Annotated in this window: 14 protein-coding genes; 1 reads left to right on the plus strand and 13 read right to left on the minus strand. The window is 42.4% G+C overall.

The annotated features are described in order from the left end of the window. Positions 1-28 precede the first annotated feature (28 nt). The 10 genes from AC0NJP_RS11160 to AC0NJP_RS11205 all read right to left on the minus strand — a co-directional run bounded on the left by AC0NJP_RS11160 (position 29) and on the right by AC0NJP_RS11205 (position 11,926). The gene (locus AC0NJP_RS11160; protein ID WP_474699823.1) at positions 29-649 is read right to left on the minus strand and encodes a BMC domain-containing protein; all 621 of its coding nucleotides are present in this window, start codon (positions 647-649) and stop codon (positions 29-31) included. Between the two features lie 30 nt (positions 650-679). After that, positions 680-1,471: a propanediol utilization microcompartment protein PduB gene (pduB, locus tag AC0NJP_RS11165; protein ID WP_474039935.1), complete on the minus strand. Its 792-nt coding sequence runs from the start codon at positions 1,469-1,471 to the stop codon at positions 680-682. An 18-nt stretch (positions 1,472-1,489) separates the two neighbouring features. After that, positions 1,490-1,774 (minus strand): ethanolamine utilization microcompartment protein EutM, encoded by a 285-nt coding sequence (eutM, locus tag AC0NJP_RS11170; protein WP_474039936.1) that lies wholly within the window; start codon positions 1,772-1,774, stop codon positions 1,490-1,492. 266 nt (positions 1,775-2,040) lie between these two features. After that, on the minus strand, positions 2,041-2,778 hold the full coding sequence (locus AC0NJP_RS11175) for a response regulator transcription factor (protein WP_474699847.1): 738 nt from the start codon (positions 2,776-2,778) through the stop codon (positions 2,041-2,043). 13 nt (positions 2,779-2,791) lie between these two features. Continuing rightward, positions 2,792-4,000: a sensor histidine kinase gene (locus tag AC0NJP_RS11180; RefSeq protein WP_474699824.1), complete on the minus strand. Its 1,209-nt coding sequence runs from the start codon at positions 3,998-4,000 to the stop codon at positions 2,792-2,794. A 273-nt stretch (positions 4,001-4,273) separates the two neighbouring features. Further along, positions 4,274-7,780, minus strand: a complete 3,507-nt coding sequence (nifJ, locus tag AC0NJP_RS11185; RefSeq protein ID WP_474699825.1) for a pyruvate:ferredoxin (flavodoxin) oxidoreductase — start codon at positions 7,778-7,780, stop codon at positions 4,274-4,276. A 31-nt stretch (positions 7,781-7,811) separates the two neighbouring features. Then, entirely contained in the window at positions 7,812-9,020 is a 1,209-nt protein-coding gene (gene ilvA / locus AC0NJP_RS11190; RefSeq protein WP_474699826.1) for a threonine ammonia-lyase, read from the minus strand. Between the two features lie 12 nt (positions 9,021-9,032). Continuing rightward, entirely contained in the window at positions 9,033-9,419 is a 387-nt protein-coding gene (locus AC0NJP_RS11195) for a RidA family protein (protein WP_474039940.1), read from the minus strand. Positions 9,420-9,585: 166 nt separating this feature from the next. After that, the gene (locus AC0NJP_RS11200) at positions 9,586-10,272 is read right to left on the minus strand and encodes a helix-turn-helix transcriptional regulator (RefSeq protein ID WP_474039941.1); all 687 of its coding nucleotides are present in this window, start codon (positions 10,270-10,272) and stop codon (positions 9,586-9,588) included. Positions 10,273-10,528: 256 nt separating this feature from the next. Further along, positions 10,529-11,926 carry an amino acid permease gene (locus AC0NJP_RS11205; protein ID WP_474039942.1) on the minus strand — a complete coding sequence of 466 codons (1,398 nt, stop codon included), beginning with the start codon at positions 11,924-11,926 and terminating at the stop codon, positions 10,529-10,531. 598 nt (positions 11,927-12,524) lie between these two features. Here AC0NJP_RS11205 and AC0NJP_RS11210 point away from each other — a divergent pair. Then, a complete protein-coding gene (locus AC0NJP_RS11210; RefSeq protein ID WP_474039943.1) occupies positions 12,525-13,289 on the plus strand; it encodes a GntR family transcriptional regulator in 765 nt (254 codons plus the stop codon). Positions 13,290-13,419: 130 nt separating this feature from the next. On the opposite strand, the gene AC0NJP_RS11215 is transcribed toward AC0NJP_RS11210, so the two are convergent. The 3 genes from AC0NJP_RS11215 to AC0NJP_RS11225 form a co-directional block, all read right to left on the minus strand. Continuing rightward, on the minus strand, positions 13,420-14,253 hold the full coding sequence (locus tag AC0NJP_RS11215; protein WP_474039944.1) for a nitroreductase family protein: 834 nt from the start codon (positions 14,251-14,253) through the stop codon (positions 13,420-13,422). Beyond that, positions 14,225-16,693, minus strand: coding sequence for an HD domain-containing phosphohydrolase (locus AC0NJP_RS11220; RefSeq protein WP_474039945.1), 2,469 nt, complete (start codon positions 16,691-16,693; stop codon positions 14,225-14,227). The genes AC0NJP_RS11215 and AC0NJP_RS11220 overlap by 29 nt, the downstream gene beginning before the upstream one ends. A 470-nt stretch (positions 16,694-17,163) precedes the next feature. After that, on the minus strand, positions 17,164-19,743 hold the full coding sequence (locus tag AC0NJP_RS11225; protein WP_474699827.1) for a hypothetical protein: 2,580 nt from the start codon (positions 19,741-19,743) through the stop codon (positions 17,164-17,166). Positions 19,744-19,925: the final 182 nt, after the last annotated feature.

The raw sequence follows: 19,925 nt of genomic DNA on the forward strand, positions 1-19,925 counted from the left end.
TCACTTTCTGTTCCTATGGATGCAAAAATCAAGCGCCTGACGCTTTTGTATTTTTTCTTCTGCTAGAATTTTTTTTTGATACTTCTGGTTCCGTCACTGAAATAGGCTGTTCAGCAGTTTCCCGTTCCGCTGTTTCCGCTCTTTGGGAAAATACCTCTGGAGAAATCTCAGAAACAGTCTCTGTAACTGTCTCTATAGCAGTTTCTGAATCAGTCTTTGAATCAGTTTCCGGAGCAGTCTCTGGAATCATCGCTATTGATGGTTCTCTCCCTGTTTCAATAACCGTTTCATTGCCTAGTGCGATTACGGGCTTCTCTGTGATTTGCTCCGATTCTTCCACAGCACCTTCCGATGAAGAATCAGTTCCCTGGACGCCGCAGCTCAACATAGGAGCGATGCCCAAAGCAGGTCGCGGCAAAACAAGAGTTGCAACAATCGTGCCTCCGATTTGAATAACCCGTGCCTTTGCAGCTTCTATGGCCGCTTTGACGGCGCCGACATCGCCACAAAACTTTACGGTGATGAGGGCGCCAGTCGCATTTTCACTTCCAAGCAATTGAACATTTGCCGCTTTCATACCGGCATCAGCCGCTTCAATTGAAGCGACTCTGCCTACTACTTCCAGTAAACCAATTGCATTTCCATCCATAATCCATTACCCTCTTCCTGTACAATCGAATTACAGCACAGGTTTTGATAGCGATACAGGATTTTGTCCCATGCCGCGCAAAACACCAAGACCTACATCACGGGCGGCAAGAACGGACTGACGAACAGCTCCTGAATCACCGCTGAAAGTTACAATAATTTCATTGGAATAACAGGTCCCCACTGAAGGACTAGCGTAAGTCACCACATCGACATTTGCTGTTTTTAAAGCAATATCAGCCATAAGCAGTCCAACAGCAGCTGGCGCTCCAACAGTAATTCCAAACGCTTTACCTACAGGCGCAGAAAAGGCTTTTGCCAAAGCATGGCTCGCTCTAGCGGTATAATGCAACTCAATATGACCTGCATCACAGCCATAGACATCGCCAAAGCCTCTTTCTAAACCAGCAAGTAGGATTTCTACCGCTCTTCTGGCATCAGAAACATCTTCAGCTGCAAAAATAATCGTACTGCCGTGGCCTGCGCCGCCTTTCGTATCACGACAAAATTCTACTGACACAACCTCAGTGTTCGTCGCTTTCACTGCTTCATCAGCTGCCATTACATGAGGAGCCCCACCCGTACGGGAACTTACAATTCCAATGGAACGATATTTGGGATCAAGCTTTATGCTCGCAAGAAGATGGCTATCTAAATTAGCAATAACCAGACCAACTGTATCTCCCATTCCAGTCCCAACAAACTCTGTAATATTAATGCTTTCAAGATTTACAGAACACTTTTTTTCTGTGGGATTCGCACTTTTAGTACTGTCCGAACTCCCCATTTTCTCCATAATCTGTTTTAAAAGTTCCGTATCCATTATTGGGTCCTCCTTTTATTATGCATTAACAAATTTAGGCAGCATTTTTTCCACATCGGTGTGAGGACGAGGAATCACGTGGATCGAAACAACCTCTCCTACTCGTTTTGCCGCCGACGCACCGGCATCAGTTGCAGCCTTAACAGCACCAACATCGCCACGCACCATAACCGTTACCAACCCGGATCCGATTTTCTCATAGCCGATTAAAGAAACATTCGCAGCCTTTACCATTGCGTCAGCTGCTTCAATAGCGCCCACCAATCCTTTTGTTTCAATCATTCCCAACGCTTCTTGTCCCATGTTCTTACCTCCAGGTGTTTTTTTATTTCAATATACAGAACAATCTGCATATATCCATCGGCTTAAGTAGATTAAGTTATTTAAATTATACGAAAAATCAGTCTTGGTGCATGGGATTTAGAAAACCAATAAAAGTAAATTTCCCACATAGAAAATAGTAGTTTGGTAAGATTGCGAAGGCGAAAATTCACCATAATACATTGGCAATTTACTTTAAAGCGCAAAAAAGCAGCTGCCAATTTGGCAACTGCTTTAAATAAAGGATCTTACTTATGTAGTTTGTGTTTTTGACGGAACTGACTAGGAGTGATCTTTTCATGTTTCTGAAAAACCTTAATAAAATATGAGGAATCTGAAAAATTCAAATCAATCGCGATTTTATAAATCGGTACAGTTGTATAAAGCAAAAGGCTTTTTGCCCGGTTGATACGCTGCAGGTTTAAATAGTCTGTAAACGAATAACCTGTCTGCATTTTAAAATAGCGACTAAAGTATTTCTCACTTAAGCCAACTCTTTCCGCCACATCTGATAATTGCATGGTATCAAGATAATGTTCGTCAATGTAACTCAATGCTTCCTTAATCCGCGACTTCTCTTCTAAGCTCTGTTCCTCAAAAGAACGTTTGCCTGAAGTAGTTTCAAGAAGGACTTTATCAATACAGGAATACAGCATAGCTGGGGAAAAAGGTTTTAATAAATAATCATAGATTTTATATTTTATTGCTTCATGGGCGTAGGAAAAGTTATCATGGGCCGTAATAATAATCGTTTTAATCTGAGGATGAAATTTCAATATTTCTTTTTGAGCTAATAAACCACTCATTTCCGGCATTTTTATGTCCATTAAAATAAGCGTGGGCATATAGAGTTTTGCTTTACGAATCGCTTCCGTTCCGGTTTTTGCTTCCTCCAAAACCTGCATAGTAGGATAATTCCGCTCTAACATCTTGCGAAGAGCAAGTCTTTCCAATTCTTCATCTTCACAGATTAGTACGGTATGCATCACAATCTCCTCCTTACTGCTTAGGAATTTTAATACTTACACAAGAATAGCAGTTTGGTTCACTGTCAATAAACAATCCATAATGATTGCCATATAAACGTCGAATCTGATCATGCGTATTCATCAATCCTAACCCAAGACGCGATGAGCTCATAACCCCCTGCTCCTTAAATAAAGCTAAAATCTCTCTTGGAAATCCAACCCCATTATCGGTAACAGTAAGCAGCATCTCTTGACCATCAGAAATTTTCATACCACGAATTTCAACAACTCCACCTTTTTCACGATCTTCAATCCCATGAATAATCGCATTTTCCACAATCGGCTGTAATGTCATTGATGGAATATGCCAGTCAAGTAAATCTGGTTCTATATCAATTAAAAAATCCATTCGGTCACCATAGCGTGTTTTCTGGATTGATAAATAATGGTGAAGATTTTCCAACTCCAAACACAACTTGGGATTTTGATCATTATGTTTAATACTATATCGCAAATACTTCGATAAATCATAAATCAAATGTTCTGTACGAGCAGCCTCTTCCTGAATGGCAATACGAGCAATCGAATTTAACGCATTAAACAGAAAATGAGGATTCATCTGTGCTTTCATTCGCTGCAATTCCTGTTCTTTAGCAATTCTTTGCAAATGCAATCTTTCTTTTGTTTCATTCGCCAATTTTTCCTGGATGATTTTTTTTATACCTGTTTCCGCAAAATAATTAGCCATAAAACTATAAAATTGCAAGCAACGATGCAAATATTCCTCTGTTTCAACTTTAACTTCGAGTAAAGTTTGTGACAATTCCTGTTGGGAAAGCTGAAATTTTTCTGATAACTCCGCTACATTCACTTTGAGTCGATCTTCTTCTTTAATGAGTACTTGACCGCCCAATACGCTCCCTACATGAACACCATTTACAATAATTGGAGCAGTGCAGTCCTTGAGGCCGCAATGGCATGTATACAGTAAAGGTCGTCCGACTTTAAGCGATTGAATACTGGCTTTTCTGTCACATTCTATACACCCCTGATAGCCTTTGGGTGATGAACGTATGAGTTCGCAAAATGATGTGAAATTGCTTAAACCGCCTAATGGAACACCATGGATATCAACAGTTACAACAGAAAAGTCCACGAGTTTCGCCAATTCATTGTGAATCGTATTAAATTCATTAATATCAATTACATTCTCTAATGTTACATCCATTAAATGATCCATCTGTTACAGCCCTCCTCAAATGACATTCTTATATTCGTCTCAATAAAATCGTCAATGTATTGCATAAGCTAACAGTTCTTTCTAGGATTACAAAAACATTATACTATATTTTCAGAATATAAATTATTTTTAATGCATAAACAAAATCAATCAAATTGTGCTAAAAAAGTTCATATTATAACCACAGAGTTGCCTTTTAAGCAAAATAAAAAGAAGTCCGGAAGATATTAAAAATATCTCTCAGACTCGATCTTTACACTTTCTCTTTATAAATTATCTATTATGCAACTGCTTATAATTTTCTAATCTTTCCTTAGCATCTTTTTCCGTCTTGGCAAATAAAGCCTCGGCCGCTTCCGGGAATTGTTTTTGCAGCGCTGAATAACGAACTTCTCCCAGTAAAAACCCTCTAAAATCTGCTGTCGGTTCTTTCGAATCAAGTACAAACGGATTTTCGCCCGCTTCCTGCTTCTGCGGATTAAAGCGATATAAAGACCAATAGCCGCTGGCAACAGCTTGTTTCGCTTCTTCCTGGCTGCAACCCATGCCTGCTTTGAGACCATGATTAATACAAGGAGCATAAGCAATAATGAGCGACGGTCCCGGATAGGCTTCCGCTTCGGCAATCGCTTTTAGCGTCTGATTTTTATCAGCGCCCATGGCAATTTGCGCTACATAAATATAACCATAGCTCATAGCAATCATGCCGAGATCTTTCTTTTTCGTCCGTTTGCCAGCGGCGGCAAATTTAGCAATAGCCGCTGTCGGCGTCGCTTTTGAAGACTGACCACCTGTATTAGAATACACTTCCGTATCAAAGACTAGTACGTTCACGTCTTGGCCTGAGGCCAGCACATGATCAAGACCGCCAAAACCAATGTCATAGGCCCAGCCATCACCACCAAAGAGCCATTGAGAGCGTTTTACAAGAAAATCTCTATTTTCATAAATCGAGGCAAGGAGTGAATCTTTGTCGTTTTCCTTTTCCAAAGCAGTAATGACTCTGTCAGCTCGTTCACGTGTTCCTTCACTGATGTCCTTTTCCTCTAGCCACTTTTGCAAAGCGCCTTTCAGTTCAGAGCTCAGCGATCCTTGCAGCGCTTGCGCCACGTCAGCGGCGACTTTATTGCGAAGCTGCTTCGCTCCCAGGAACATACCAAGACCAAATTCGGCATTATCTTCAAAAAGCGAATTGCCCCAAGCCGGGCCATGCCCGCGGTGATTCGTAGTATAAGGAACCGCTGGCGTACTGCCTGCCCATACGGAGGAGCAGCCCGTCGCATTCGCCACCATCATCCGATCACCATAGAGCTGTGTAACTAGTTTAGCATAAGGACTTTCACCACAGCCAGCACATGCGCCGGAAAATTCCAGCAGCGGTTGTTCAAATTGACTACCTTTAACCGTTTCCTTCTTCATCGGATTGGCTTTCGGCGTTAACCCCATAGCATAATCCCATAAAGGTTCCTGCTGGGTCTGTGTAGCAAGTGGCTGCATGATTAAAGCTTTTTCTTTTGCCGGGCATACTTGCGCACAGTTGCCGCAACCCGTACAATCAAGCGGTGACAATGCCATTCGGAAGAATAGCGCTTTTGCTCCAACCGCCGGTTTCACGGCAAAGCCTTCCGGCGCCGCTTTGGCTTCTGCTTCATTGACAAGCACCGGACGAATGGCTCCATGCGGACAAACATAGGAACACTGGTTGCACTGAATACAATAATCAGCCTGCCATTCCGGCACATTAATGGCAATCCCGCGCTTTTCATATGCTGAAGTACCAACAGGATAGGTTCCATCTTCTACGGCAAGGAAAGCACTGACAGGTACCTTATCGCCATCTTGACGATTTACTGGAATAAGAATATTTTTAATAAAATCGGGAACGTCTTGCTTGGCTGCATCATGCGCTGTTGCTTGGCTCCAAGCAGCCGGAACTGTGACTTTGACACAAGAATCTACACCGCGATCAATCGCCGCCTGATTCATAGCCACAATCTTTTCGCCTTTTTTCCCATAGGATTTCACTACAGCTTCTTTAAGATAGGCGGCAGCAGCATCGACTGGTATTACATCAGCAATTTTAAAGAAAGCGGCCTGCATGATCATATTAATCCGACCGCCAAGACCAATTTCTTGCGCGATTTTGACAGCATCAATTGTATAGAATTTAATATTTTTTTCAGCAATATACCGTTTCATCGCCGCCGGAAGATACGCCTCAAGCTCCGCTTCATTCCAAGCACAGTTCAATAAGAAACTGCCGCCTCGTTTCAAGCCTTCCAACACATTGTATTTATCTACATAAGATTGATTATGACAGGCAATAAAATCAGCCTTATTAATCAGGTACGGCGCCTTAATCGGCTGCTTGCCAAAACGTAGATGCGAAATGGTAACACCGCCTGACTTTTTCGAATCATAGGCAAAATAAGCCTGCGCGTACAAGTCGGTATGATCCCCAATGATCTTAATAGCGCTCTTATTGGCGCCGACCGTTCCGTCAGAACCAAGCCCCCAGAATTTGCAGGCTTTCGTTCCGGCTGGCGTCGTATCAATATCTTTGCCAACAGGAAGCGAGGTGTGATTTACATCATCAATAATCCCTACAGTAAATCCATCTTGCGGCGAATCAGCCTTCAAGTTTGCAAAGACACCTTCAATATGGCTAGGAATAACATCTTTGCCGCCTACGCCGCAGCGACCGCCGACAATGACGGGATGCCAATCGCTGTTATAAAAGGCCGATTTTACATCAAGATAAAGCGGTTCCGCTAACGAACCCATTTCCTTGGTTCGATCCAGTACGGCAATCTTCTGGACTGTTTTCGGAATATATTTAAAGAAATGTTTAATGGAGAAAGGCCGATATAAATGCACTGTCAACAGGCCCACTTTTTCGCCTTGGCTGTTTAAATAATCGACTACTTCTTCAATAGCTTCGCACATAGAACCCATGGCAATAATCAAACGCTCTGCATCAGGTGCGCCATGATAGTTGAACAGGTGATATTCACGCCCTGTCAGTTTGGTAATTTCCTGCATATATTCTTCCACGATATCAGGCAAAGCTTCATAGTAGCGGTTTGTCACTTCGCGCTGCTGGAAGTGAATATCAGAGTTTTGCACCGTACCACGCAGTACTGGATGGTCAGGATTTAGGCCGCGACGACGAAAGGCCTGAATCGCATCCTGGTCGAGGAGCTCGGCCAGTTCTTCATATTCAAGCACTTCGATTTTCTGGATTTCATGAGATGTCCGAAACCCATCAAAGAAATTGAGAAATGGTACACGCCCTTTAATGGCTGATAAATGAGCTACGGCCGCCAAATCCATAACCTGCTGCACGCTGCTTTCCGCTAGCAGGGCAAAACCAGTTTGCCTTGTAGCCATAACGTCAGAATGATCGCCAAAAATACTGATCGCATTAGCGCCAATTACGCGAGCGCTCACATGAAAAACGCCTGGTAACAGTTCACCAGCAATTTTATACATATTCGGGATCATCAACAACAAGCCTTGTGAGGCTGTATAAGTTGTCGTCAAAGCCCCAGATTGCAGCGAGCCGTGCACCGCACCAGCAGCACCGCCTTCTGACTGCATTTCCACAACTTCAACCGTTTGGCCGAACAAGTTAGTTTTCCCTTGCGCCGCCCATTCGTCAACACTTTCCGCCATATTCGATGACGGCGTAATCGGAAAAATTGCCGCTACGTCGGTAAAGGCATAGGAAATATAAGCTGCTGCTGTATTGCCGTCCATGGTTTTCATTTTTCGCGTCATAGTTTTCGCCTCCCCATTTTCACTCTAAGGATCATACGATTTTTGCATAGTACTGATGTTGTTCCATCAGTTGTTCAATAAACTGAATTTGCTCGTGATCCGCTGTTTCTAATTCTAAGTCCACATTCGCGTGACCTAACGGCACGTGGCGATTTTCTCTTTGATGGGTCACATTTAAAACATTAGCGCCTGTTTCGGCAATCAATTTTAACAACTGCCACAATTCCCCGGGTTTATCAGGAATAATAATATTAAAGACAACCTTACGACCTGATTTTGCCATTCCTTTATTAATGATGCGTGACATCATCGTTACATCAATATTGCCGCCGCTCACAATCGCAGCAATTTTACGATCTTTATAGTGGCTCAATCGATGAATTACAGCAGTGGCAGCAGCAGCTCCCGCTCCCTCCGTAATCGTTTTAACACGTTCTAACAGCAACAAGATCGTGCTGGCAATTTCTTCTTCATCCACTGTCACAAGTTCATCTACATACTGCTGGATAAGCGAAAAAGTTACATCACCAGGCGTTTTTACAGCAATCCCATCAGCAATCGTCGGCTTCCCATTATAAGTAATAATTTTCTTTTGAGCGATTGATTCTACCATAGAAGGCATATTTTGAGTCTGCACGCCAATAATTTTGATCTTCGGATTCACTTGTTTTACGGCTGAAGCAACCCCGGCAATTAAGCCGCCGCCCCCCACAGGAACAACGATCGCTTCTACGTCAGGCATATCTTCTAAGATTTCCAAACCAATCGTTCCCTGACCGGCAATTACTTGTGGATCATTAAAAGGATGAATAAAGGTCAACTGATTCTCCGCTTGAATACGCTGCGCTGCCGCAAAAGCTTCATCATAAACAGTTCCTTCCAGTACCACTTTGGCTCCATATCCCCGTGTAGCATTCACCTTAGATAAAGGAGCTGTTTTCGGCATAACTACCGTTGAAGGAATCCCTAAAAGAGTGCCGGCCAAGGCGGTTCCTTGCGCATGATTTCCTGCCGAAGAGGCAATAATGCCATGGCTGCGTTCTTCCGCGCTCAAATTTGCAATTTTATTATAAGCGCCTCTCAGTTTAAAGGAACCTGTGCGCTGTTGGTTTTCCATTTTTAAATAAACACGATTGCCTGTCAAATCACTTAGTGTATTCGTATAAGCTAACTCAGTCCGTACGGCAATTCCCTGCAGCGTTTCCTTAGCCCTTTGAATCGCTTCTAATGAAACAGTCATTGTACCCTCTCCCTATTTTTTATGACTTCCGGCTATTAATTCTATTTCAACCAAGACGCCTTTAGGTAAAGTAGCGACACCAACACAAGAACGAGCTGGCAATTTTGCGTTAAAATAGCGGCCATACACAGCATTCACAGCAGCAAAATCGCTCATATTCGTAAGAAAAACAGTCGTTTTCAACACATCATCAAAGTTCATTTCAGCGGCTGCCAGTACCTGTTTTAGATTTTCTAGCACCTGAACTGCTTGCGCCTCAACATCGCCACTAACAACCTCACCTGTTTCAGGCTGAATCGCAATCTGTCCTGAAGTAAACAAAAAATCGCCAAACCGTCTAGCTTGTGAGTAAGGGCCAATCGCCTGTGGTGCTTTTTCTGTTGCAATAATTTCTTCCATTTTATCCTCCCTATAATCATAAGTAATTTTATTTTATAAGATGAAAGCATCTTATAACTTCTATCCAATAAAAAATTATTATAATAAAAAATTTTTACTACTATTTCATAAAAAAAATACGCTACGCCGGAACCAAAGCACTTCTAGCATGATTTGACTTCTAACACTATTTTGCTGCCAAATACCGATAAATCGTGCTTTCCGACACTTGCAGCCTGCCAGCCACTTTACTAATAGCACCTTTTATTTTAAAAATACCATTCATATTCAATTTTTGCACAATAGTAACTTTTTCTTCTATAGACATCCGATCCATAGGAATATCATAAGTATTAATAATTTTATCGACAGCAGATTCTACTACATTTTCTATAGAAGAATGCAGCGACTCTACAATTTTTTCATTTTCGTGAACAAAGTTGTGCTCTTGTACCATCGTCTCACTGCCTTGATTTCCCAGTAGCGTTTTAATCACACGATCTGTCATATCTTTTACACTGGGTTGATCGGAAGAAATTAAAATATTGACACATAACATACCAATCAATGCGCCATTGATATCTTTTAAAAAATAGGTAGACGAGCGTAGCTTTTCGCCACTATCAGTACAACTCAGATAATTCACAACAGCATTTTGCTTCAGATACGCCTTGCTTTCCAGCATTTCCAGACCAAAATCTGTCAGTGGACACCCCAAATAACGACCACTTATATATCCATTGCGAACGGCAACTACTGAATTTTGTACGTCTCCCGTATCGTGAAGCAACACTTCACAGTGAGGACCGATAATATCAGCTATAAAATTCACCAATGGAATATACATATCAATTTGTTTATTTGATTGCATCATATTCGCTCCAATTTAACCACATTTTAGAATTTCATTCCATAGAATTCTATTCTAAGAGAACATTATTCTATTCTAAGATGAAATAACCCTCCTTGCAACGAAAATGTGTTGTGCAAAAAAACAAATATTTTCACGAATGCTTATAATAGAAGAAAGCAGAGTTGCAGCCTAACTGCAAAATCAAGTCACGAGCCCCGTTTTACTAAAATCAAAGCTGCAACTCTGCCAAAATCAAGAAATCGCTGTATATTGCTACTTATTTTTCAACAGTTTGTACTTTGATTTCGCCTCGTTCAGGAACTTGGCGCTTGCCAATTCCCAGGCCAAAATAGAAAGCAGTCATGATTGTACAGAACACCAGACCAGCAATTAAGCCGCCTCGCGTATCATTATTGATCCACATGCCCACAAGAACTAAGCATAAGAAGGCAATAGTCACATAATTACTGATAGGAAATAATGGCGATTTAAAAGGATGCGACCCCATTTCTTTCGCCCATTTTTTTCTAAACTTCAACTGACTGATACAAAGAACAATCCATGGAGCCATACCTGGCAGAATACTGGCACTGTAAATATAGACAAACAATTTAGAGTTAGGATAAACATAGTTAAACAATACACCAAGTAATAAACAAGCAATCGTAATTTTGATACTATTAGCAGGTACACCGCTTGGCGACACCTTTTTCAAAAATTGTGGCGCTTGGCCATTTTCCGCCAAGACATATAACATACGGCTCGCACTGTAAATACCACTATTACAGCCAGATGCAGCAGCTGTGAGTACAACAAAATTAATAAGACCGGCGGCAGCTGTAATACCAATTTTAGCAAAGGTAACAACAAAGGGACTACCGATTGTTCCAATCTGATTCCAAGGATAGATGCAGACAATAACAAAAATTGCACCTACGTAGAAAATTAAAATTCGCCAAATAATATTTTTTATGGCACTTCGTAACGTTTTTTGCGGATTTTCGGCTTCGCCAGCCGTAATGCCAACAAGTTCTACACCCTGATAAGCTGCAGTTACTAAACATAAAGCAAATAAAAATCCTTCCAAACCACCTGGGAAGAATCCACCATTATCAAATAAATTACTAATCCCAATTGCTTGCCCGGCATTGCCAAAGCCAAAGAAGATCATACCAAAACCAATGACTAACATAACAACAATCGTTACTACTTTGATAATAGCAAACCAAAATTCAAACTCACCATAAAACTTAACAGCCGCCAGATTTGCTCCAGCTACAATAGCGACACCGACTAAAGCAGGTATCCACTGTGGCAAGTCAGGAAACCAATAATTCATATAAATACCAAAAGCTGTTACCTCAGACATCCCGACTGTAACCCAGAGAAACCAGTAACACCAAGCCGTAATATAGCCAGCCCAGGGACCAATATACTTATGACCATACGTCGCAAAGGATCCGGTAACAGGTTCTAAGTACAGCATTTCTCCCATGATCCGCATAACCACAAACATAGCAAGACCAGCTAATGCATAGGCCAATAGTACTGATGGACCGGCCCATTTAATCGTGCTAGCAGACCCCATGAACAAACCGACTCCGATTGTTCCCCCTAGTGCGATTAATTCAATGTGGCGCGCCTTTAGCCCCCTGGTTAGCTCTTTTTCTTCCATTGCTTTTCCTCCCATACAATTAGTTAACCTAAAATTCCCTTTAGGCTTTTATATTTGCGATATGGTAGTATCGCGAAATATCGCTTAAAAACAGCTTTTTTATGTGTTACTCTGTAAACTATTTTCAGAATATCTTTTATATTTAAAATTATTCTATTAGTATGATAAAATACCTCTTCCTATAATAAAAATTTTTTATTATCTTTAATTACAATAGAAGATAAGAAAAATCCTCTCAAAATTGCTGAGAGGATTTATTTTACTAAACGCACCATGTTTACAAGGTTTTGTTAAACTAATCCCAACCAATGCCAATAAGTAAAGATAACCAAAACAAGCACGCCTAACGAGATAATAGTAAGGGGAATCTCCACTTTTCCTAATAATCCAGTTCCTTGTCAACTCTCTATGTAGGAAAAAATTAAAAATGCTAGTCCTTAATGCAGGATAATTTTCCGATCCTATTGAACTAGCAAACTAATAAATCTTTTCCGTGTTAGTTTGAATTTCCAATACTACACTTCTCCGTAAAACAAACAACTCTTTTAAATTTATTGTTGTTTGTTTAAAATTTTATTTTTGCAGAGGATGATACATCATGAAAAGGTCAAATGAAGCAACCTATAAAGTCATTGCTCTGGATATTGCTAAAAAGATCATGACCGGCGAATATCCTATCGGAACTAAAATCTCTGGGCGTTCTATCCTGTCTAGCCAATATAACGTTTCACCTGAAACAATTCGCCGGGCAATTATTCTATTAAAAACAGAAAAAATCGTAGATGTGTCGCGTGGTAAAGAAATTATTGTTATCTCATCAGATAATTGTTCTTCCTTCATTGAGCAACATCACACCCAAACGTCCACGGTTTCGTTGTATCAAAAACTTGATACAACTTTCAAGAAAAAACAACTGATTGATCAGGAATTAAAAGATACCTTAGATCAAATAGCAACGTACTTGAAGTACATGAAATACTCAGATCTGTTAAATCCAGTTGAAGTCACGATTCCGTTTCGCTCCCCTGTCATTGGCAAGACAATTCAAGATTTAAATTTTTGGAAACACACCAAAGGAACTATTGTAGCTATTGTACAAAACAATATCGCCACGACTTCGCCTGATCCTGATTTGATCTTAAATGCAGGCGATAGCATCGTCGCTATTGGCCCCGGAAATTTAAAAGAAGTGATTTCTGCTTTTATTTCCCCACCGCCTAAGCCGAAACAAACTTACTTGAAAAAAGCATTTTCTGTTCTTAGCACAGCTTTATTAGTAACCGAAGAGTCCGCTCTCCTCGGAATAGATTTTGGCGAATTTGGTAGTTTATCTTATCGGTTCATCAATGGCTTTATCTCTTAAAGCCTTGGCTATACAGACAAAAAGTTAGGCCTCACCGCAAATTGCTGTGAGGCCTAATTTTACTAAAAAATCTATTCAATAAGCGCGTATTGTATGGATAAGTTCGATCTCCCTATCAGCCTTGCTTCCCTTAAGATTTTTGTGAAACAAAACGGATGTCCAGCGGATTTCGATCTACGAGTCGCGCATAGCGATATTTAGGATATCCGACCATAATGGCCCCAGTGAATGTTTTACTTTCGGGCAAATTTAGCAACCTTAACAAGGCAGGATAGCCTGATAGTGCACATAGTTCAACTAATCCGGCATAACAGCTTCCCAACCCAAGAGTGGGTGCATATAATTCCGTATAAGCAAAGGAGAAGTGCGTATTGTCTCGTCCATTTGCGAAACCCTGATCAGCGACTGCAATGATAAGACAGGGCGCTTCTCGCAAGATAACATCTATCCCGGTATCACGGTAGCTCCTCACATAACCCTGGAAACGTTTCGCTCCTTCATAGTCCTGCTGAATCCGTTCTTCCATCCAGTCAATGGTAAGAGCACTAATTTGTTGCAGTGTTTCCTTATCTTCAATGACAATATAAGAAACCCCTTGAGAATTACTTGCTGTTGGTGCAAACCTGGCAATATCCATAAGGTTTAGTAAGAGATCTCTGGGTATCGGTTCTTGTTTATAACTGCGGATGGAACGTCTTGACCTAAGAAATTGATAGGCCGTTTCCCTATTAATTACCGGAAGCTCCTGTAACGAAATCTGGCCGGATAGCGGCTTCGTGGCATGTTCAAGTGCTACCGTGGGGCAAATAGCGACACACTGACCACAGTTCATACAGTATTCAGGGTGAACTGCTTCAGGCCATTGTGGATTCATTTCGATGACACGCCGCGGACAAATCTCCCTGCACATGCCACATCTCACGCATTTTTCCAGATCAACTTTGATTAGTTCCAAGCTTATCATCCCCTTCTTTCGCCTTAAATCGTTCTTCCTCTATCATCGCTATAAATAGTTTGACTAACTTTAGATCGAATTGAGTACCAGCGCAACGCTCCAATTCTTTTATTGCATATTCAATGGAATGCGCTTCTTTATAATTGCGTTTATGAATAATAACATCAAACGAATCAACTATGCTAATGATTCGTGATAAAATAGGAATCTCTTCTCCCTTAACGCCTTGGGGATAGCCCGTTCCATCGAATCTTTCATGATGACATAGTATTTCTTTAGCAACATGGGACAAACCAGGCGTGGCCATAGCAATCCGATAACCGATTTCAGTGTGCTGTTTCATAATTTTCCATTCGTCCTCGGTCAACGGTCCTGGTTTTAACAAAATATTCTCTGGGATTCCTATTTTCCCAATATCATGAAGTAAGCTCAGTAATTCCAACTCATTTAATTGATTCTGCGATAAATTTAATTTTTTCCCTAATTGAGTTGCTAATTCTTTAATTCTCCGTGTATGAGCTTCCGTTTCTGCATTTTTCTCATAGAGAGTTTGTTCTAGCGATACAATCGTCGCATTACGCACACTTTTTTCTTCCAGTAATTTATTACGATACATTCTTTCTTCTGCTAAATTCATGACAGCTTCTACATCATCTAGCTCTTGACTGGATGCATAGCCTAAAGCCATCGTAATTTTAAAACCGAAATTTCTTATTAATGAGCATTCCGCTTGAAATTTAGCAATGATCGCATCTACATAAAAATCATCTTTATTGCAAATCAAGATAATAAATTCGTCGCCACCCCATCTAGCTATACTATCATCATGATTACATACACTTACTAAAAGCGCTGCAATCTGTTGAATCAATTGATCTCCTGCTTGATGACCAAAGGTATCATTGACAAGCTTCAAGCCATTTACGTCACCCATAATAATATGATATTTTAACCTATTATTAGTTTTAATCGCATCAAACTTTTCCTCGATATAAGCTCGATTACGAAGATTTGTCAATTTATCATAGTAACTTAAATGAAGTATCTTTTCTTCGTATTCCATTCTTTTTGTCACATCAAAAAACATACTGACAATTCGAATAGCCTGTCCATTTCGGTCTCGCTCTATTACCCGACTTTTATGAAGTACCCAAAACTCCCTTTTTTCAGCATTAATAAGTTTATATAAAGCCTCAGCATAGTTTTGCTTTCTACGAATTAATTTTACAAATAACCGCTTCACAGTTTGCTTAAAAGCAGGATGAACCGACTTCATGTATTGCCCAAGGGGATCTCCCATATTGTGTTCATTTGCACAAATAAAGTGACTCCATTTCGGACTTATATAGTACTCTTTAGTCTGCAAATTATATTCAAAATATCCTTCATTTGTTGCCTCAAAAATTGATCGAATCCTTTCATTTATTTTATTTTTCATCGCATTTGCCACTGCAATTTCAGCCAACATATGATTGATCGCCCAAGCAATTTTAGCAATTTCATCTTTTCCAGAAATAGCTAAGCGCGACTTATATTCTTGTTTCTTTGTCACCCCATCAATAAATTGGTGAATTTGATTTAATCTTTTCAAAAAATACTTATGTATCACCAAAATCAAAACTAAAAAGACCAAACTTACCAATGCAAATACAATAGCGGTGAAGATTAATATGTAATGCTTTCCTAAATGATAGTCATACCGCGGCATAATGACTTTTACTAAAATATCCGGCTTTCCTAAAAGATCTGTTATCTGCCGATAAGCAGTAATAAAATCCTCATCTCGATCAATGTGGTCTTTCTCTTTATATTTTCCCGTATAATCATACATTTCTATTTTCGCTTGACTAACTGAATTAATATAATAAAAAAGTGCATTGTCGAGCACTCGCCCGACAATTAACATTCCATTACTTAAGCTTTTCTCATCTGTTGTAGTAATTGGCGAAAAGGAAACTAGAAAAATTTGTCCGCCTGCGCTCAAGATGCCTGAACGCACATCAGAATTATTTACAGGAATAAACAAAACATTTCTCTGAAAAAGAATTTTACTTATGATTAAATCTTCTAATTCAGCTGTCATGTTTCTATTAAGATTCTTTCTAATTTTCCCCTGTGCATCAATGAAAATCATAAAATTCAAATGTAAGTGCTGCATTGTCTCTGCCTGTAAATTCGCTTTTTCATACTCTGCTACGCCTTTACCGTCTAGATAAGCATAGGTATCATCCCATTGAGCCCAGTCTAAATTGGTTCGCTTTAGATCTGATTCCTCATGATTCAAAATTAATTCAAGATTCTTATAAGTAACATCTATGTGCTGCGACTCCATATCTTTCACATAATCCTGCACAATAAAGCGCATTATCCCTGCAGTCAAAATACTAACAAGTAAGCAGCCAATAATTGAAATAGCAAGCATTTTATGATTAATACTGATAAATTTCATGGACTCTTTCCCCCAGCAGATTATTACTTACTAAATGGCGCTTAAAGTAAGAATAAAGTCGTTACTGAATAGAACCAGCCCATAAACAAGATTTTCAATAAAAATCACAGATCGCAAACTTTTTTTGTTTTGGTCGATTCTAAAATAAAGTTAAATACAAAAAAATTCGTAGTGACTTTTCTGTATATGCAAAATGGATTTTCCAAAAACCATAAGCAAAGCTACGCGAATCACTAAGAACTGCCATCATTATATCAAAATAGATTCTGAACGTAAATGTATCCAACCTTTAGAAGTGATGCTATAAATTGGCAATTTTCTAATACACAAACAATAATCCCAGTTCTAAAGAAACTTAAAACTGGGATTATTCCTATTTATTATTTAAATACTCTCGACACACCAAGCTCACAAATCAATAGTCCATCCTGAACGCCCCGACTGAACCTTGCACCATATCTCATATCGAGTTATGGAATAGAGAACAAAATTGTCGCTGCTACGCCCGATGCAAATGCTCCACCGCCAGTATTAATCTGTACTGAAATTAGATTACCCTGGTTGACAACGAGACTTGAAGCTACCGATGCGGAAAAATTAGGGGGGTTAGGCCCAGTTATTGTAGCCACAATACTAGTTGCCGAAAAAGTAGCGCCGCCATCTGAACTAAGAAATATAGTAGCTGTCGCTGAAACACCTGCAGCTAAAGCATTATTGCGAATATTAAAAGTTAACCCCGCCAGCGTTGTAGTCTGCGGTATAACCAGACTATTTCTGACAAAGCTTGACGATGAAGTACCTAATCCCAAAAAATCATTATTACTAAGTGATTGATCAGTACCTAAATAAATTGTGCTTCCGCCCGGCCCGGTGACACCAGTTGCTCCTGTTGCACCTGTTGCACCTGTTGGCCCTGTGGCACCAGTTGGACCCGTGGCTCCGGTGGAACCTGTTGCTCCGGTGGAACCTGTTGCTCCGGTAGGTCCGGTTGGACCTGTTGGCCCTGTTGCTCCCGTTGCTCCTGTGGCTCCCGTTGAACCCGTGGCTCCTGTTGAACCAGTTGGGCCGGTAGCACCGGTGTCTCCTATATCTCCCGTTGGACCGGTCGCTCCCGTTGGGCCTGTCGCACCTGTTGCTCCAGTGGCTCCGGTGGAACCTGTTGCTCCGGTAGCTCCTGTATCGCCTGTATCTCCCGTTGGTCCTGTGGCTCCCGTTGGCCCAGTGGCTCCTGTCGGTCCTGCGGCCCCTGTCGGACCCGTTGGGCCTGTGGCTCCCGTGTCTCCCGTATCTCCTGTTGGTCCAGTAGCTCCTGTAGGTCCAATGGCTCCAGTGGGTCCGGTTGCTCCGGTGGAACCTGTTGGGCCCGTCGCTCCTGTTGCTCCTGTTTGCCCAGTTGCACCGGTAGGGCCGGTGGCTCCTGTCGAACCGGTTGGGCCTGTTCCGCCTGTATCTCCTGTATCTCCTGTTGGGCCAGTGGCACCAGTTGGGCCTGTTGCTCCTGTCGGACCTGTGGCCCCAGTCGAACCTGTGGGGCCTGTAGCTCCTGTGTCACCTGTATCTCCGGTTGGTCCTGTTGCGCCAGTTGGCCCAGTCGCTCCTGTCGGACCTGTTGACCCAGTCGAACCCGTTGGGCCAGTAGCTCCAGTATCCCCTGTATCTCCGGTTGGTCCGGTCGCACCAGTTGGGCCTGTGGCTCCTGTCGGACCTGTTGACCCAGTCGAACCGGTTGGACCTGTCGCTCCCGTATCTCCTGTATCTCCGGTTGGGCCTGTCGCTCCTGTTGGCCCCGTGGCTCCTGTCGGACCTGTTGCTCCGGTCGAACCTGTGGGGCCAGTAGCTCCAGTATCCCCTGTATCGCCTGTCGGTCCTGTGGCCCCCGTTGGTCCCGTGGCTCCTGTCGGTCCCGTTGCCCCAGTCGAACCCGTTGGGCCTGTCGCTCCCGTATCTCCGGTATCGCCTGTTGGTCCTGTTGCACCTGTTGGGCCTGTTGCACCTGTCGGACCTGTGGCCCCAGTCGAACCGGTTGGACCTGTTCCTCCTGTGTCCCCTGTATCTCCGGTTGGTCCGGTCGCTCCCGTGGGGCCAGTTGCACCGGTAGGGCCGGTGGCTCCTGTGGAACCGGTTGGACCTGTGGCTCCTGTGTCTCCTGTATCGCCGGTTGGTCCGGTCGCTCCCGTGGGGCCAGTTGCTCCTGTCGGTCCGGTGGCTCCTGTCGAACCTGTTGGGCCTGTGGCTCCCGTATCTCCTGTATCCCCTGTTGGTCCTGTGGCACCAGTTGGGCCTGTGGCACCGGTCGGTCCGGTCGCTCCGGTCGAACCTGTTGGGCCCGTATCCCCTGTATCTCCCGTTGGTCCTGTGGCACCAGTTGGCCCCGTTGCACCAGTCGGTCCGGTGGCTCCTGTCGAACCGGTTGGACCTGTCGCTCCTGTGTCACCTGTATCGCCGGTTGGTCCGGTCGCACCAGTTGGGCCTGTGGCACCAGTCGGACCTGTTGACCCAGTCGAACCGGTTGGACCTGTCGCTCCCGTATCTCCGGTATCGCCTGTTGGTCCGGTCGCTCCTGTTGGACCCGTGGCTCCTGTTGGACCTGTTGACCCAGTCGAACCGGTTGGACCCGTGGCTCCCGGATCTCCCGTTGGCCCAGTTGCTCCTGTGGGGCCTGTTGCTCCTGTGGGGCCTGTTGGACCTGTTGGACCTGGCAGACCACCGCCGGGACCAGTAGCTCCGGTATTTCCAGTAGCTCCAGTAGCTCCGGTAGTTCCAGTAGCTCCGGTAGTTCCAGTGGCTCCAGTAGCTCCAGTGGCTCCAGTAGCTCCAGTAGCTCCAGTAGCTCCAGTAGCTCCGGTAACTCCAACACAGCATGCGGATGGACATATATGGCACGACAACTGATTATGCAAATTACAGCAGTCACACGAATCAGCGGAATCACACCATGAATCATGATGTTTATTATGCATGATATTTATCAACTGCCTTTCAAAAAATACTTGCACCATATAATATGTAAACAACAAGCCAACGGTGTTTTGTATAATCACTTTTGCCAAATATGTACCACCTTATGTGAGAAAAGAGCAACTATTAAGGGGAGCTCCCCATAATAGTTGCTCTTTTTGTTATTGATATTAGGCTATAGCACCATTTCATTCCAGGCATTACCCGCTTCGGCCAGTCCATAAACACTCGCTTTATTATGATGTGTTCATTACACTAAGATTTCACAAAAACC

This window comes from Pelorhabdus sp. sgz311002 (assembly GCF_056134285.1).

What these genes read in the sequence shown, in the direction of transcription:
- AC0NJP_RS11160 (WP_474699823.1), bottom strand. Translation starts at nt 649, where the DNA reads ATGGATGGAAATGCAATTGGTTTACTGGAAGTAGTAGGCAGAGTCGCT.
- pduB (WP_474039935.1), bottom strand. Translation starts at nt 1,471, where the DNA reads ATGGATACGGAACTTTTAAAACAGATTATGGAGAAAATGGGGAGTTCG.
- eutM (WP_474039936.1), bottom strand. Translation starts at nt 1,774, where the DNA reads ATGGGACAAGAAGCGTTGGGAATGATTGAAACAAAAGGATTGGTGGGC.
- AC0NJP_RS11175 (WP_474699847.1), bottom strand. Translation starts at nt 2,778, where the DNA reads ATGCATACCGTACTAATCTGTGAAGATGAAGAATTGGAAAGACTTGCT.
- AC0NJP_RS11180 (WP_474699824.1), bottom strand. Translation starts at nt 4,000, where the DNA reads ATGGATCATTTAATGGATGTAACATTAGAGAATGTAATTGATATTAAT.
- nifJ (WP_474699825.1), bottom strand. Translation starts at nt 7,780, where the DNA reads ATGACGCGAAAAATGAAAACCATGGACGGCAATACAGCAGCAGCTTAT.
- ilvA (WP_474699826.1), bottom strand. Translation starts at nt 9,020, where the DNA reads ATGACTGTTTCATTAGAAGCGATTCAAAGGGCTAAGGAAACGCTGCAG.
- AC0NJP_RS11195 (WP_474039940.1), bottom strand. Translation starts at nt 9,419, where the DNA reads ATGGAAGAAATTATTGCAACAGAAAAAGCACCACAGGCGATTGGCCCT.
- AC0NJP_RS11200 (WP_474039941.1), bottom strand. Translation starts at nt 10,272, where the DNA reads ATGATGCAATCAAATAAACAAATTGATATGTATATTCCATTGGTGAAT.
- AC0NJP_RS11205 (WP_474039942.1), bottom strand. Translation starts at nt 11,926, where the DNA reads ATGGAAGAAAAAGAGCTAACCAGGGGGCTAAAGGCGCGCCACATTGAA.
- AC0NJP_RS11210 (WP_474039943.1), top strand. Translation starts at nt 12,525, where the DNA reads ATGAAAAGGTCAAATGAAGCAACCTATAAAGTCATTGCTCTGGATATT.
- AC0NJP_RS11215 (WP_474039944.1), bottom strand. Translation starts at nt 14,253, where the DNA reads ATGATAAGCTTGGAACTAATCAAAGTTGATCTGGAAAAATGCGTGAGA.
- AC0NJP_RS11220 (WP_474039945.1), bottom strand. Translation starts at nt 16,693, where the DNA reads ATGAAATTTATCAGTATTAATCATAAAATGCTTGCTATTTCAATTATT.